We start from the raw sequence: 16,654 nt of genomic DNA on the forward strand, positions 1-16,654 counted from the left end.
GTTCTGAAGGGGAGTTGACGGCACGGTGGCGAACGCGAACGAAGAGAAGCTGCGGGACTACCTCAAGCGGGTCACCAACGACCTGCGCGAGACCCGCCGGCGGCTGGCCGCCGCGGAAGAGAGCGACCACGAGCCGATCGCGATCGTCGGCATGGGCTGCCGATTCCCCGGCGGGGTGTCCTCGCCCGAGGACCTGTGGCGGTTGGTCGCCGAGGGCGGCGACGGCATCACCGGCTTCCCGGACAACCGCGGTTGGGACCTGGAGACGCTGTTCGACGACGACCCGGACCACGTCGGCACCTCGTACGCTCGCACGGGCGGATTCCTGCACGACGCGGGCGAGTTCGACGCGGCGTTCTTCGGTATCTCGCCGCGCGAGGCGCTCGCGATGGACCCGCAGCAGCGACTGCTCCTGGAGACGTCCTGGGAGGCCCTGGAGCGGGCCGGCATCCGCCCCGAGTCGATCCGCGGGAGCGGCACCGGCGCGTACATCGGCGCGATGTTCCAGGACTACGCGGTACGGATGGACGAGGCCACGGCGGCGAACCTGGAGGGCTTCCTGGTCACCGGCCGGGCCACCAGCGTCGCCTCGGGCCGGCTGTCGTACACGCTGGGCCTGGAGGGCCCGGCGGTCACCGTGGACACGGCCTGTTCGTCGTCGCTGGTGGCGCTGCACCTCGCGGTGCGCGCGCTGCGGCACGGCGAGTGCGCGCTCGCCCTGGCCGGCGGCGCGACCGTGATGGCCACGCCCAGCACCTTCGTGGGATTCAGCCGGCAGCGCGGTCTGTCCGCGGACGGCCGGTGCAAGGCGTTCGCCGCCGACGCGGACGGCTTCGGCTCCGCCGAGGGCGTCGGCATCCTGGTCCTGGAGCGACTGTCCGACGCCCGGCGCAACGGCCGCACGGTGCTCGCCGTCGTCCGCGGCTCCGCGATCAACCAGGACGGTGCGAGCAACGGGTTGACCGCGCCGAACGGTCCGTCGCAGCAGCGGGTGATCGAGGCCGCGTTGGCGGATGCGCGGTTGTCGGCGGGTGACGTGGACGCGGTGGAGGCGCACGGTACCGGGACGGCGTTGGGTGATCCGATCGAGGCGCAGGCGCTGTTGGCCACGTACGGGCGCGACCGCGACGCGGAACGCCCGTTGTGGCTGGGGTCGTTGAAGTCGAACGTCGGCCACACCCAGGCGGCGGCCGGGGTCGGCGGCGTGATCAAGATGGTCCAGGCCCTCCGACACGGCGTGTTGCCCAGGACGCTGCACGTGGACCGGCCCACCGACCGGGTCGACTGGTCGACGGGAGCGGTCTCGCTGCTCGCGGAGCAGGTGGCCTGGCCGGAGACGGGCCGGCCCCGACGGGCCGCCGTGTCCTCGTTCGGCATGAGCGGCACCAACGCGCACACCATCCTCCAGCAGGCCCCGGCTGCGGAGGAAGAGCCCGAAGCAGGGCCGGCGCCGGACGCGGTCGACGCCTCGGCCGGTGCCTTCGGGAGGACGATTCCGTGGGTCGTATCGGGCCGCACGGAGCGCGCGCTGACCGACCAGGCGGCGCGGCTGGCCGAGTTCGTCGCGGGTGGATCGCAGCGGTCGGTCGCCGAGGTGGGCCACGCGCTCGCCCGGTCGCGGTCGGCGTTCGAGCATCGGGCGGTGATACTCGGCGTCGAGCGGGACGAGTTCGTCGCCGGGCTGAAGTCTTTGTCGGTCGCCGACATGGCGACCGACGAGCGCGTACTGAGCGGCGGTGGCGGCATCGGCCGCCCCGTCGCGCTGGTGTTTCCGGGTCAGGGGTCGCAGTGGGTCGGGATGGCGGCCGAACTGTTGGACGCCTCGCCGGTGTTCGCGGCGCGGATCGCGGAGTGTGAGGCGGCGTTGGCGGAGTTCGTCGACTGGTCGCTGGTCGAGGTGCTGCGCGATGGCGCACAGGCGCCGTCGTTGGACCGGGTGGATGTGGTCCAGCCGGTGTTGTTCGCGGTGATGGTGTCGTTGGCCGAGCTGTGGCGGTCGTTCGGGGTGGTGCCGGCGGCGGTGGTGGGTCATTCGCAGGGTGAGATCGCGGCGGCGTGTGTGGCCGGGGGTCTGACGTTGTCGGATGCGGCGCGCGTGGTGGCTTTGCGCAGTCAGGCGATCGCGCGGTCACTGGCCGGGCGGGGTGGGATGGTTTCGGTGCCGCTGCCGCTCGGCGAAGTCGAGGAGCGGCTGACCGGCTGGGCCGGTCGGATCGGCATCGCGGCCGTGAACGGGCCTGCGTCGACAGTGGTTTCCGGCGATCCCGACGCGCTGGACGAGCTGGTTGCCGGGTACGAGGCCGAGGATGTGCGCGCCCGACGGATTCCGGTGGACTACGCGTCGCACTCGACCCATGTGGAGGATCTGCGGGACGAACTCCTGGAGATTCTGGGTCCGATCGTGCCCCGTTCGTCGGTGGTTCCGTTCTACTCGGCGGTGACGGGTGAGCGGTTGGATACGGCGGGATTGGATGCCGCCTACTGGTTCCGCAATCTGCGGGAGCCGGTGCGGTTCGATCTGGCGACGCGGGCGCTGCTCGTGGACGGGATCGGGGCGTTCGTCGAGTCCAGTGCGCATCCGGTGCTCACGGTCGGCGTGCAGGGCACGCTCGACGACGCCGACTCCGACGCGGTCACGCTCGGGTCGCTGCGGCGCAACGAGGGCGGTCCGGACCGGTTCCTGACCTCGCTCGGCGAGGCGTTCGTGAACGGTGTGGACGTCGACTGGTCGCCGGCGTTCACCGCCACGACCGTCCGCGCGGCCGAACTGCCGACCTACGCCTTCCAGCACGAGCACTACTGGCTGCCGAACGTCGAGGGGTTGACCGACGCACGGCAATTGGGGCTCGGCGCGCCTCGGCACCCGCTGCTCGGTGCGGCGATCTCGATGCCGGAGTCCGGCGGAGTCCTGCTCACGGGCCGGCTGTCGGTGCGCACCCAGCCGTGGCTCGCCGACCACGCGGTGCACGGCACGGTACTGCTGCCGGGAACGGCGTTCGTCGAACTGGCGATCCAGGCCGGTGACCGGGTCGGCTGCCCGACCCTGGAGGAACTGACCCTGGAGGCACCACTCCTCCTGCCCGAACACGGCGCCGTACAGGTGCACCTGGCCACATCGGCGGCGGACGAGAGCGGGCGGCGCACCTTCGACGTGTACTCGCGTCCCGAGGACGCCGACGGGAGCGAGGAGCCGTGGACGCGGCACGCGTCGGGCGTACTCGGCGTGGCGGCGACGGAGGCGGTGCAGGGACTGACGACTTGGCCGCCGGCCGGTGCGGAGGAACTCGACACGTCCGGGCTGTACTCCGGCCTCGCGGACGCGGGCCTGGGCTATGGGCCGGTGTTCCGGGGCCTGCGCCGGGCCTGGCGGGCGGGCGAGGACGTGTTCGCCGAGGTCACCCTGCCGGAGGGTGTCTCGCCGGCCGACTTCGGGCTGCACCCCGCGCTCCTGGACGCGGCGCTGCATGCCGTGCTCCTCGGCACGACGGGCGGCGCGCCGGCCGAGGTGCGGCTGCCGTTCGCGTGGTCCGATGTCGTGCTGCACGCGACCGGGGCAGACGCGCTTCGGGTTCGGGTGACCGCGGCCGGACCGGACACGGTCTCCGTGCTGGTGGCCGACGCGACGGGCAACCCGGTGGCCTCGATCGCCTCGCTGGTCGCCCGTCCGGTGGCCGCCGACGGGCTCCGGCCCACCGTGAATACCCGGGACGCGTTGTTCCGCACCGACTGGATCCCGCTGGAGCCGGCCGCCGACGCGACCCCCGCCGGTCGTCGCGTCCACCTCGGTGTCTCCGAGACGGACCTCGGTCTCGACGGTCTCGAGCCGGCGGCCGACGCGGACGCCGCGCTCGCCGACGGTGCGGCCGTGCCGGAGCTGGTTTTCGTGGACCTCGGTGCGGACGACGCCGGCGTCGAGCCGGCGCAGGCCGCGCGGGCGGCGACGAGTCGGGCACTGGCCCTTGTACAGCGATGGGTGGCCGACGAGCGGTTCGCCGATGCCCGGCTGGTCCTGGTCACCCGGGGCGGCGCCACGACGGGCGCCGATCCCTCGGTCGCCGCCGCCCGAGGGCTGGTGCGGTCGGCACAGGCGGAGCATCCCGGGCGGATCGTGCTGCTCGACCTGGACGGCGAGGCGATCCCGTCGGACGTGCTGAACGGCGCCCTCGCGGGGGACGAACCGCAACTCGCGGTCCGGGCCGGCACGGTGTACGCGCCCCGGCTGGTCCGGGCCGCCGAGACCACCGCCCTGCTTCCGCCTACCGACGTCGCCGGATGGCGGCTGGCCGCGTCGGCCGATGGATCGCTGGCCGAACTGGCCCTGCTCCCGGACCGGGACGGCGAGGAGCCGTTGGCGGCCGGTCAGGTTCGGGTGGCGGTCCGGGCCGCCGGGCTGAACTTCCGGGATGTGCTGATCGCCCTCGGGATGTATCCGGGCGAGGCGTCGTTGGGCAGTGAAGGCGCCGGGGTGGTCGTCGAGATCGGGCCCGGAGTGCACGACCTGACCCCGGGCGATCGGGTGATGGGCCTGTTCGCGGGTGCCTTCGGGCCGCTCGCGGTGGCCGACGCCCGGATGGTGGTGCGGGTGCCGACGGGTTGGTCGTTCGAGCAGGCGGCGTCGGTGCCGGTGGTGTTCGCGACGGCGTACTACGGGCTGGTGGATCTGGCCGGGCTGCGGCGGGGCGAGTCGTTGTTGGTGCACGCGGCGGCCGGTGGTGTCGGGATGGCGGCGGTGCAGGTGGCCCGCCACCTCGGCGCCGAGATCTGGGGTACGGCGAGTCCGGCGAAGTGGGCCGCGACCGGGTTGGGCGACGAACGCTTGGCCTCGTCCCGATCGGTCGGCTTCGGCGAGCGCTTCGCGACGGCGGGCGACGGGCGCGGCTTCGATGTCGTGTTGAACTCGCTGGCCCGGGAGTTCGTGGACGAATCGCTCGCACTGCTCGCTCCCGGCGGTCGGTTCGTGGAGATGGGCAAGACCGACATCCGAGACGCGGACGCGGTGGCCGCCGAGCGGCCTGGGGTGACGTACCGCGCGTTCGACCTCGTCGCCGATGCCGGGCCGGACCGCATCCACGAGATCCTCACCGAGATCCTGGCGCTGTGCGAGAGCGGCGCCTTGCACCCGCTGCCGACGAGCGCGTGGGACCTGCGCCGCGCGCCCGACGCGATGCGGCACCTGCGCGAGGCCCGCCACGTGGGCAAGTTGGTGCTGCGGGTCCCACGCACCCCGGATCCCGACGGCACGGTACTGATCACCGGTGCGAGCGGTGCACTCGGCGGACTGCTGGCCCGGCATCTGGTGACCGAACAAGGCGCGCGAAACCTCCTGTTGCTTTCCCGGCGCGGTGCGGACGCACCGGGCGCCGCCGAACTCGCCGCGGAACTGCGCGAGTCGGGAGCGGAGGTGGCCTTCGCGGCGGCCGACGTCGGCGACCGGACGGCGCTCGCCGAGGTGCTGGCCGCGATTGCGCCGGAGCATCCGTTGACCGGCGTGGTGCACGCGGCGGGTGTGTTGGACGACGGCGTGATCGAGTCGTTGACGCCCGACCGGATCGACGCGGTCTTCCGTGCCAAGGTCGACGCGGCGGTGCACCTGGACGAGCTGACCGCGGACGCGGACCTGGCGATGTTCGTGCTCTTCTCCTCCGCCGCCGGCACGTTCGGCGGTCCGGGGCAGGCCAACTACGCCGCGGCGAACGCCTTCCTGGACGCGCTGGCCGAGCGCCGGCACGCGCGCGGGTTGCCCGGTGTGTCGTTGGCCTGGGGCCTGTGGGCCCAGTCCACCGGGATGACCGGGCACCTGAGCGAGGGCGACCTGCGCCGGATGGCGCGTGGCGGACTGATCCCGCTGACCACCGAGCAGGGGTTGGCCCTGCTCGATGCCGCGCTCGCGCTCGACGAGCCCGCGCTCGTGCCGACCCGCCTGGACCTGTCGACGCCGCGCGAGGCTGCCACCAGTGCGACTCCGCACCTGCTGCGCGGCCTGGTCCGGACCCGGACGCGTCGCACCGTCGCGGCAGGGCCCGCGGCCGGCGGCACCGCACTGGCCCAACGACTGGCCGGGAACACCGCGGCCGAACGCGCCGACGCGCTGCGCGAACTCGTCCGCGTCCAGGTCGCCACCGTGCTCGGGCACGGGTCGGCGGCCGCGGTGGACAAGGATCGGGCGTTCAAGGAGTTGGGCTTCGACTCGCTCACCGCGGTCGAACTGCGCAACCGGCTCAACGCCGCGACCGGACTGCGGCTGCCCGCCACGCTGGTCTTCGACTACCCCACCCCGGCCGTACTGGCGCAGTACCTGCACGACCGGCTCTTCGACACGACGGCAGACCCCACGCCGGCTCGGCCGGCCGCCGAACCCGGGTCGGACCACGAGCCGATCGCGATCGTCGGGATGGGCTGCCGGTTCCCCGGCGACGTGGCGTCGCCGGACGACCTGTGGCGCCTGGTGTCGCGGGGTGGCGACGCGATTACCGGTTTCCCGCAGGACCGGGGCTGGGATCTGGCGGGGCTGTACGACCCGGACCCGGAGCATCCCGGCACCAGCTACACCCGGCAGGGCGGATTCCTGCACGACGCGGGCGAGTTCGACGCGGCGTTCTTCGGCATCTCGCCGCGCGAGGCGCTCGCGATGGACCCGCAGCAGCGACTGCTCCTGGAGACGTCGTGGGAGGCGTTCGAGCGGGCCGGAATCGATCCGGACACGGTTCGGGGCAGCCGGACCGGCGTCTTCGTCGGTGCCATCGCGCAGGACTACGCGGGGCGGCCGGGCGACGGCGCGACCGGCCTGGAGGGCCACCTGCTCACCGGCAACGCGGCCTCCGTGATCAGCGGCCGGATCTCCTACACCTTCGGTCTGGAGGGGCCGGCCATCACGGTCGACACCGCGTGCTCGTCCTCGCTGGTCGCGCTGCACCTGGCCGTGCAGGCACTGCGCCACGACGAGTGCGCCATGGCACTCGCCGGAGGAGTGACGGTGATGTCGGCCCCCGGCATGTTCGTCGCGTTCAGCAAGCAGCGCGGACTGGCGGTGGACGGCCGGTGCAAGGCGTTCGGCGCCGACGCGGACGGCTTCGGCTCCGCCGAGGGCGTCGGCATGCTGGTGCTGGAACGGCTGTCCGACGCGCGGCGCAACGGGCACCGCGTGCTGGCCGTGGTGCGCGGTACGGCGGTCAACCAGGACGGTGCGAGCAATGGGTTGACCGCGCCGAACGGTCCGTCGCAGCAGCGGGTGATCGAGGCCGCGTTGGCGGATGCGCGGTTGTCGGCGGGTGACGTGGACGCGGTGGAGGCGCACGGTACCGGGACGGCGTTGGGTGATCCGATCGAGGCGCAGGCGTTGTCGGCCACGTACGGGCGCGACCGCGACGCGGAACGCCCGTTGTGGCTGGGGTCGTTGAAGTCGAACATCGGGCACGCGCAGGCCGCCGCCGGGGTGGCGGGTGTGATCAAGATGGTCGAGGCGCTGCGTCGAGGCGCACTGCCCCGGACGCTGCACGCGGACGAGCCCTCCCCGCACATCGACTGGTCCTCGGGGACAGTGTCGCTGCTCACCGAGGCGCGGGAGTGGCCGGAGCGCGACGCACCCCGCCGCGCGGGCGTCTCCTCGTTCGGGATCAGCGGCACGAACGCGCACGCGATCCTCGAACAGGCCGAACCCGAGCCCGCTGCGGAAAAGTCCGAAGCGGAGCCGACCGGCTCGACGCCCGCCGTCCCGTGGCCGCTGTCCGCGCGCAGTGCGACCGGACTGCGCGACCAGGCCGCGCGCCTGCGCGAGTTCGTGGTCGCCCACCCGGACACTACGCCCATCGACATCGGCTGGTCACTGGCACGGACCCGATCCGTGTTCGACCACCGCGCGGTGGTCGTGGGCACCGACCGCGACACGCTGCTCGCCGGTCTCTCCGACCTCGCGGTCGGCACGGGCCCGGCGGCCGGCCGAGCCGTGGCACTGGTGTTTCCGGGTCAGGGGTCGCAGTGGGTCGGGATGGCGGCCGAACTGTTGGATGCCGCGCCGGTGTTCGCGGCGCGGGTGGCGGAGTGTGAGGCGGCGTTGGCGGAGTTCGTCGACTGGTCGCTGGTCGAGGTGTTGCGGGGCGGTGTGGATGCGCCGTCGTTGGACCGGGTGGATGTGGTCCAGCCGGTGTTGTTCGCGGTGATGGTGTCGTTGGCCGAGCTGTGGCGGTCGTTCGGGGTGGTGCCGGCGGCGGTGGTGGGTCATTCGCAGGGTGAGATCGCGGCGGCGTGTGTGGCCGGGGGTCTGACGTTGTCGGATGCGGCGCGCGTGGTGGCTTTGCGCAGTCAGGCGATCGCGCGGTCGCTGGCCGGGCGGGGCGGCATGGTGTCCGTACCGTTGCCGCTCGCCGAGGTCGAGGAACGGCTGAGTCGGTGGGCCGGCCGGGTCGGCGTGGCGACGGTGAACGGACCGACGTCCACGGTCGTATCGGGTGACCCGGACGCGCTGGAGGAGCTGATCGCCGCGCTGGGCGCCGAGGTCGGCGTCGAGGCCCGGCGGATTCCGGTGGACTACGCGTCGCACTCCACGCATGTGGAGGATCTGCGGGACGAACTTCTGGAGATTCTCGCTCCGATCGTGCCGCGTTCGTCGGTGGTTCCGTTCTACTCGGCGGTGACGGGTGAGCGGTTGGATACGGCGGGGTTGGACGCGGGGTATTGGTTCCGCAATCTGCGGGAGCCGGTGCGGTTCGATCTGGCGACGCGGGCGCTGCTCGCGGACGGGATCGGGGCGTTCGTCGAGTCCAGTGCGCATCCGGTGCTCACGGTCGGCGTGCAGGGCACGCTCGACGACGCCGACTCCGACGCGGTCACGCTCGGGTCGCTGCGGCGCAACGAGGGCGGGCTCGATCGGTTCCTGACCTCGCTCGGCGAGGCGTTCGCGCATGGCGTGGAGGTCGACTGGTCGCAGGCTTTCGCGGGTACCGGCGCTCGTGTCGTCGAACTGCCCACCTACGCCTTCCAGCACGAGCACTACTGGCTGAAGTCGGTCGAGTCGCCGAGCACGGATGTCGCCGGACTCGGGCTCGGCAGCGCGGGACACGCGCTCCTGGGTGCGGCGGTCGCGCTGCCCGACTCGGGCGGGTTCGCGTTCACCGGTCGACTTTCGGTGCGGACCCATCCCTGGCTGGCCGACCACGCGGTGCTCGGCGCGATCCTGGTCCCCGGAACGGCGTTCGTGGACCTGGCCGTTCGGGCCGCCGACCAGGTCGGCTGCGCGTCGGTCGAGGAACTGGTGGTCGAGGCCCCGATCGTGCTGACCGAGGACGGCGCGGTGCGGCTGCACGTATCCGTCTCGGCTCCCGACGAGGCCGGCTATCGGCAACTGGGGATCTACTCCCGCGCGGAGGAGCCGGGGGACGCGGGAGGCACGGAAGCGGGCGAGGACGAGTGGCGTCGGCACGCCACCGGTGTGCTCGCCCGCGAAGCCAAGGACGACAGGGGGCGATCCGCCGACGCCGATGCGGCCGTGTGGCCGCCGACGGGTGCCGTTCCGGTGGATGTGGACGGGTTCTACGACCGGTTGTTGCGCGGCGGCTACGGCTACGGCCCGGTTTTCCAGGGACTGCGTCGGGTCTGGCGGCGCGGCGACGAGGTGTTCGCCGAGGTGGCGCTGCCGGAGGAGACGCCGGCGGCCGGCTTCGGGGTGCATCCGGCGCTGCTGGATGCCGCACTGCACGCGGTCTTCCTGCGTGCCGAGGGCGAGCGGACGTCGCCCGATTCGGGCATTCGACTGCCGTTCATGTGGTCCGGGGTCACGCTCCACGGCTCGGGCGCCTCGGCGCTGCGGGTACGCCTGGCGTCGGCCGGGCCGGACGCGGTGTCCCTCGACGTCGCCGACGAGAGCGGTCGCCCGATCGCCTCGGCCGGATCGCTGGTGTTCCGGCCGGTGGCCGAGGAACTGCTGCGGTCCGCCGGCACGGCCGGAGCGGACGGGCTGTACCGCGTGCGGTGGATCCCGGCCGACGACCCGGTCGAGGGCCCGGCGCCCACCGTGCTCCGACTGGGCCCGGCCGGCGAACTGCCGAACACGCTCGACACAGTGGCCCCGGACCTGGTCGTGTACGAGTTCGCATCGACGTCGAGTTCCGCGGCGCTCGACCCGGGGGCCCACGAACCCACGCTCCGCTCCCTGGCGTTGGCGCAGTCGTGGCTGGCCGACGAGCGTTTCGGCGGCTCCCGGCTGGTCCTGGTCGGGCGGGGAGCGCACGCCGATCCGGAACTCGCGGCGGCCTTCGGGCTGGTGCGGTCGGCGCAGGCCGAACACCCGGACCGCTTCGTCCTGGTCGACGCCGAGCCGGAGAATCCGGCCGCGGGCGGCACAACAGGCCCGACCGACGCGCAACTCGCGGCGGCGGTGGCCACCGGCGAGCCGTATGTCGCGCTCGTCGACGGCGCGCCGCGGGTACCCCGACTCACCCGGGACGAGCCGGCGGCGGACACGGCGCACGAGGATGCGGCGCCGACGTGGGGCCCGGACAGCCGGGTCCTGATCACCGGTGGCACCGGCACGCTCGGCGCGCTGGTGGCCCGACACCTGGTGCGCCGGCACGGTGTGCTGGACCTGGTCCTCACCAGTCGCCGCGGTCCGGACGCACCCGGTGCCCGCGAACTGGCCGACGAACTGGTCGAGGCGGGTGCCCGGGTCGCCGTCGTGGCCTGTGACGTCGCGGACCGCGACGCGGTGGCCGGGCTGCTCGCCGGGCATCGGTTCGACGCGGTGGTGCACGCGGCCGGCGCGTTGGACGACGGCCTGGTCGAGTCGCTCACGCCCGAGCGGATCGCCGGCGTCTTCGGGCCCAAGGCGGACGCGGCGGCGCATCTGGACGCGCTGACCCGCGAGCACGGCGACGGCCCGACGGCCCTCGTGCTCTTCTCGTCGGCGGCCGGTCTGCTCGGCGGCCCCGGACAGGCGAACTACGCGGCGGCCAACGCGTTCCTGGACGCACTCGCGGCCCGGCGCCGGGCCGAGGGCCTGCCCGGGACGTCGATCGCGTGGGGCCGCTGGGAGACGGCCAGCGAGCTGACCGGGGGACTGGACGCGAACGAGCTGGCCCGGCTGGGCCGGGCGGGCGTGGCCGGCCTGTCCGACGACGAGGGACTCGCCCTGTTCGACGCGGCGATCCACAGCGACGCCACGGTCCTGGCCGCGCGCCTGGACCACACCGCGCTCCAGGCCGCGGCCCTGGACGGGGTGCTCCAGCCGATCCTGCACGGCCTGGTCCGAACCCCGGCCAAGCGGGCGGCGCGGGAGGGCGACGCGGCCCGACCGCTGCGCGAGCTGCTGGCCGAATTGCCGGTCGGGCAGCGCGCGCACGCCGTGTCGGACCTGGTGCGCAAGCACGTGGCGGCGGTGCTGGGTCACGCCTCGGCGGACGCGGTCGACCCGGACCGCTCGTTCAAGGAACTGGGCTTCGACTCCCTGATCGGAGTCGAACTGCGCAATCGGCTCGGCGCGGCGGCGGGCCTGCGGTTGCGGGCCACGCTGATCTTCGATCACCCGACGCCCGCGGCGCTGGCCGACTGGCTGCGCGCCGAGCTGGTGCCGGACACCGATCGTCCGGTGCTGCCGGTCCTGGCCGAGCTGGACCGCCTGGAGGCGGCACTGGCCGGCACCGCGGCCGCGGGACCCGCCGGGGACGAACGCGCGCTGATCGCCGAACGCCTGCGGCAGTTGTTGTGGACGTGGAGCGACGCGCCGCACGACGGCGGCGACGAGGAAGGCGACGCTCGCACCGGTCCGGAACTGACCACCGCCTCGGCGGCGGAGATGTTCGCGCTCATCGACGACGAATTCGGCGCCCTGGACGCCGATTCGGCCAGCCACGGGGGTTGAGGAAATGTCGGAAACCGAAGAACAGAAACTGCTGGACTACCTCAAGCGGGTCACCGGCGACCTGCGCCGCGCGCACCAGCGTATCCGTGCCCTGGAGGAGCGGGACGCCGAACCGATCGCGATCGTCGGGATGAGCTGCCGCTACCCGGGTGGAGTGAACTCGCCCGAGGACCTGTGGCAACTGGTGCACGCCGGCGGTGACGCGATCAGCGAATTCCCCAGCGACCGCGGTTGGGACGTGGCCGACCTGTACGACCCGGACCCGGACCGGCCGGGCAAGACGTACACCCGCGAGGGCGGCTTCCTGTACGACGCGGCCGAGTTCGACGCCGGCTTCTTCGGCATCTCGCCGCGTGAGGCGCTGGCCACCGATCCGCAGCAGCGTCTGCTCCTGGAGACCGCGTGGGAGGCGTTCGAGCGGGCCGGCATCGACCCGGGCTCACCCGACGCGCGCTCGACCGGCGTGTTCACCGGGCTGATGTACCACGACTACGCGACCCGGCTGCGATCCGTGCCCGAGGGCATGGAAGGCCAGTTGGGGCACGGCAACGCGGGCAGCATCGCGTCGGGTCGGGTGGCCTACGCGCTCGGCCTGGAGGGGCCGGCCGTCACCCTGGACACGGCCTGCTCGTCCTCGCTGGTCGCGCTGCACTGGGCGGCCCAGGCGCTGCGCCGGGGCGACTGCTCGCTGGCCCTGGCCGGCGGCGTCACGGTGATGTTCACCCCGGGGGTGTTCCTCGAGTTCAGCCGGCAGCGCGGGCTGGCCCCCAACGGTCGGTGCAAGTCGTTCGCGAACGCGGCGGACGGCACCGGCTGGTCCGAGGGCGCGGGCATGTTGCTGCTGGAGAAGTTGTCGGACGCGCGGCGGCACGGGCATCCCGTGCTCGCCCTGGTCCGGGGCACCGCGGTCAACTCCGACGGCGGCGGCACCGGCCTGACCGTGCCCAACGGCGCCGCCCAGCAGCGGGTGATCCGGCAGGCCCTGGAGGCGGCCCGGCTGACCCCGGAGCAGGTGGACGCGGTCGAGGCGCACGGCACCGGCACCACGTTGGGCGACCCGATCGAGGCGCACGCGCTGCTGGCCACCTACGGCCGCGACCGGCCCGCCGAACAACCCCTGTGGCTGGGCTCGTTGAAGTCCAACCTGGGGCACACCCAGGCCGCCGCGGGGGTGGCCGGGGTGATCAAGATGGTGCAGGCGATGCGGCACGGCGTACTGCCACGCACGCTGCACGTGGACGAGCCCTCTGAGCACGTGGACTGGTCCTCGGGCGCGGTACGCCTGCTCACCGAGTCGATGGCGTGGCCGGACACCGGCCGGCCGCGCCGCGCGGGCGTGTCCTCGTTCGGGATCAGCGGCACCAACGCGCACGCGATCCTGGAACAGCCGCCCGCCCCCGCCGAGGACGAGCGCGACCCGGTCCCGGACGGCGTGCCGGTGCCGGTGCTGCTGTCGGCGCGCTCCGCCGACGCGCTGCGCGACCAGGCGCTGCGCCTGGGCCTGCACATCCGACTGCGGCCCGAAGAGCGGATCGCCGACATCGCCTGGTCGCAGGCGCACACCCGGGCGGTGTTCGGCCACCGGGCGGTGCTGGTGGCCGCCGATCAGGAGGAGTTGGCCGGCGCGCTCAAGACGCTCGCACGTGGGCAGAGCGGCGCCGCGGTGATCACCGGGCGCACCGGCACCACCGTGGCCCGCCCGAGCGGCCTGGGCTTCCTGTTCAGCGGACAGGGCAGCCAGCGACCGCGGATGGGCCGGTTGTTGCGCGAGACGGAGCCGGTGTTCGCCGAGGCGTTCGACGCCGCGTGCGCCGAACTGGACCTGCGGCTGGCCGGGCACGTCGAGGTGCCGCTGACGGAGGTGCTCGCGGCCGGGGAGGGTACGCCGACGGCGGCGCTCCTGGACCGCACGGTGTACACCCAGGCCGGGCTGTTCGCGTTGGAGGTGGGGCTGTTCCGGCTCGCGTGGAGCTGGGGGCTGCGGCCGGACCACCTGCTCGGCCACTCGATCGGCGAGCTCGCCGCCGCGCACGTGGCCGGTGTTTGGTCGTTGCCGGACGCGGCGGCGCTGGTGGCCGCGCGCGGGCGGCTGATGCAGGCGCTGCCGGCGGGCGGCGCGATGCTGGCGATCCAGGCGACGGAGGAGGAGGCGAACGCCGCGATCGCGGACCACCCGGGTGGGTTGGCCGTGGCGGCGGTGAACGGGCCGCACTCGGTGGTGCTCTCCGGCGACGCGGACGCGGTGGCGGCGGTTGCCCGGGAGTGGGCCGAGCGTGGTCGCAAGGCCACCCGGCTGCGGGTGAGCCACGCCTTCCACTCGCCGCACATGGACCCGATGGCGGCCGAGTTCCGCCGGGTGGCCGCCGCGCTGGAGGCGCGCGAACCGGAGATCCCGGTGATCTCCAACCTGACCGGGCGGCCCGCGACCGCCGACGAGTTGGGCTCGCCGGACTACTGGGTGCGGCACGTCCGCGAGGCGGTGCGCTTCCACGACGGGGTTCGCGCCCTGGTCGGGCAGGGTGTGGGCACCTTCGTCGAACTGGGCCCGGACGGCGTGCTCAGCGCGATGGCCGGACAGTGCCTGACCGACGTCCCGGACGCGGTGGTGGTGCCACTGCTGCGCAAGGACCGGCCCGAGCCCCGCGCGGTCGCCGAGGCGCTGGCCCACGTGCACGTGCGCGGGGTCGCGGTGGACTGGTCGCGGGTGTTCGCGCCGCGGCGGGGACGCCGGGTGGAGCTGCCGACCTATCCGTTCCAGCGCCGCCGCTACTGGCTGGAGGATCGACCCGGATTCGGCCCCACGGCGGCCGACTCGCCGCTGTGGCACGCCGTCGAGCGCGAGGACGCGGCGGCACTGGCCCGCGAGCTGGACGCGGAGGACGAACAGGCGCTGCTGGAGTCGGCGCTGCCGCTGCTGGCCGACTGGTACCGGCGGCGGATGGAGGACCGGGGATCGGCCCCGGGTCTGCCCGACGACCTGCCCGAGCGGGCCGAGTCCGACGCGCGCTCGCAGGCGCTGCCCGCCCGGCTGGCCGTCCTCTCCCCGGACGAGCGGGTGCGGGCGCTGGGCGAGGTGGTGCGCGAACACGTGGCCGCCGTGCTCGGCCACCCCGATCCCGACGCGATCGAGCCGGACAGCGAGTTCCTCGACCTGGGCTTCGCGTCGCTGACCGCGGTCGAACTGACCAAGCGGCTGGCCGAGGCGACCGGCCTGGAGCTGAACCCGACGCTGATCTACGACTACAACAACTCGGCGCTGGTGGCCGGCTTCATCGCCGACGAGTTGGCCCGCTCCGCCGCCTCGGCCGACGACGCCGTGCCGGACCTCACCCAGGAAGGCCACCGATGACCACCGCGACCGATCCGACCCGAACCGGGACGCCCGAAGCCCCGGATCCGCGCGATCCCGAACTACGCCTGGCCGCACTGTTTGACCCGGACACCCTGCTCCCGCGCGAACCCCGCGACGACAGCGGCGTACTCACCGCCGAGGGCAGCGTGCACGGCCTGCCGGTGCTCGCCTACTGCACCGACGCCACCCGGATGGGCGGCGCGCTGGGCTCGCCCGGCGCGGACCGGATCATCGCCGCGATCGACGACGCGGTGGACCGGGGCCTGCCGGTGATCGGGCTCTGGCACTCCGGCGGGGCAAAACTCGCCGACGGCGTGGCCTCGATGGACGGCGTGGGCCGGATGTTCGCCGCGATGACCCGCGCCTCGGGCCTGGTGCCGCAGATCTCCGTGGTGCTCGGCCCGGCCGCGGGCGCCGCCGCGTACGGTCCCGCGCTCACCGACATCGTGGTGATGGCGGAGACCGGCCGGATGTTCGTCACCGGCCCGGACGTGGTGCGCAGCGTCACCGGGGAGCAGATCGACATGGTCGGACTCGGCGGCGCCGAGGCACACGGCCGCCAGTCCGGGGTCGCGCACGTGACCACGGCATCCGAGGCCGAGGCGATCGAACAGGCGCGCACACTCGTGGAGTTGCTGAGCCGCCCGGGCCGGCCCGACCCGGCGGCGGTCGTCGGTGAGGCCGCGGAGAACCCCCGGCGACTGTTACCGGACCGGCCCCGGCGCGCCTACGACGTGCACCCGCTGGTCCGCGAACTCCTGGACGACCGGGCGTTCCTGGAACTCCAGGCGCGCTGGGCCGCGAACATCGTGATCGGCTTCGGCCGGCTCGCCGGCGGCACCGTCGGGGTGATCGCCAACAACCCGCTGCGCAAAGGCGGTTGCCTGGACTCGCTGTCCGCGGAGAAGTCCTCGCGGTTCGTCCGGATGTGCGACGCGCTCGGCGTACCGCTGGTGGTCCTGGTGGACGTGCCCGGCTACCTGCCCGGGGTCGGCCAGGAGTGGGGCGGGGTGATCCGGCGCGGCGCCAAGCTGTTGCACGCGTTCGCCGCCGCGGTGGTACCGCGGGTGACCCTGGTGACCCGCAAGTCCTACGGCGGCGCCTACATCGCGATGAACTCCCGTTCGCTGGGCGCGACCGCGGTGTACGCGTGGCCGGAGGCCGAAGTCGCGGTGATGGGCGCGGAGGCGGCCGTCGGCGTGCTGCACCGCAAGAAGATCGCGGCCACCGCCGAGGCGGACCGTCCCGCACTGCTGGCCCGCCTGGTCACCGAACACGAACAGGCTTCCGGCGGGGTGAGCCGGGCGCTGGACATCGGGGTGGTGGACGAGGTGATCGAACCCGACGAGACCCGGTTCCGGCTGGCCCAGGCGCTGGCCGGAGCGCCCGCCGACCGAGGCCGGCACGGCAACATCCCGCTCTGATCCGGACCGTCCGCGCACATCACCCACCGA

General features: G+C 73.7%; 3 protein-coding genes. All 3 read left to right on the plus strand.

What is annotated here, in order from left to right; genetic code table 11:
* Positions 1 to 25: 25 nt before the first annotated feature.
* The 3 genes from ACIBSV_RS26630 to ACIBSV_RS26640 are packed head-to-tail and all read left to right on the plus strand — an operon-like array spanning position 26 to position 16,624.
* Entirely contained in the window at positions 26 to 11,848 is an 11,823-nt protein-coding gene (locus tag ACIBSV_RS26630) for an SDR family NAD(P)-dependent oxidoreductase (protein ID WP_395867212.1), read from the plus strand.
* 4 nt (positions 11,849 to 11,852) lie between these two features.
* Entirely contained in the window at positions 11,853 to 15,197 is a 3,345-nt protein-coding gene (locus ACIBSV_RS26635; protein ID WP_395867214.1) for a type I polyketide synthase, read from the plus strand.
* A complete protein-coding gene (locus ACIBSV_RS26640) occupies positions 15,194 to 16,624 on the plus strand; it encodes an acyl-CoA carboxylase subunit beta (protein WP_395867216.1) in 1,431 nt (476 codons plus the stop codon). Before ACIBSV_RS26635 ends, ACIBSV_RS26640 begins: the two co-directional genes overlap by 4 nt.
* Positions 16,625 to 16,654 lie beyond the last annotated feature (30 nt).

The organism is Embleya sp. NPDC050154, assembly GCF_044460165.1.
GTDB lineage: Bacteria > Actinomycetota > Actinomycetes > Streptomycetales > Streptomycetaceae > Embleya.

Bases quoted from the DNA above. Each gene is read 5' to 3' on its own strand.
- ACIBSV_RS26635 (WP_395867214.1), top strand. From the start codon at position 11,853: ATGTCGGAAACCGAAGAACAGAAACTGCTGGACTACCTCAAGCGGGTC.
- ACIBSV_RS26640 (WP_395867216.1), top strand. From the start codon at position 15,194: ATGACCACCGCGACCGATCCGACCCGAACCGGGACGCCCGAAGCCCCG.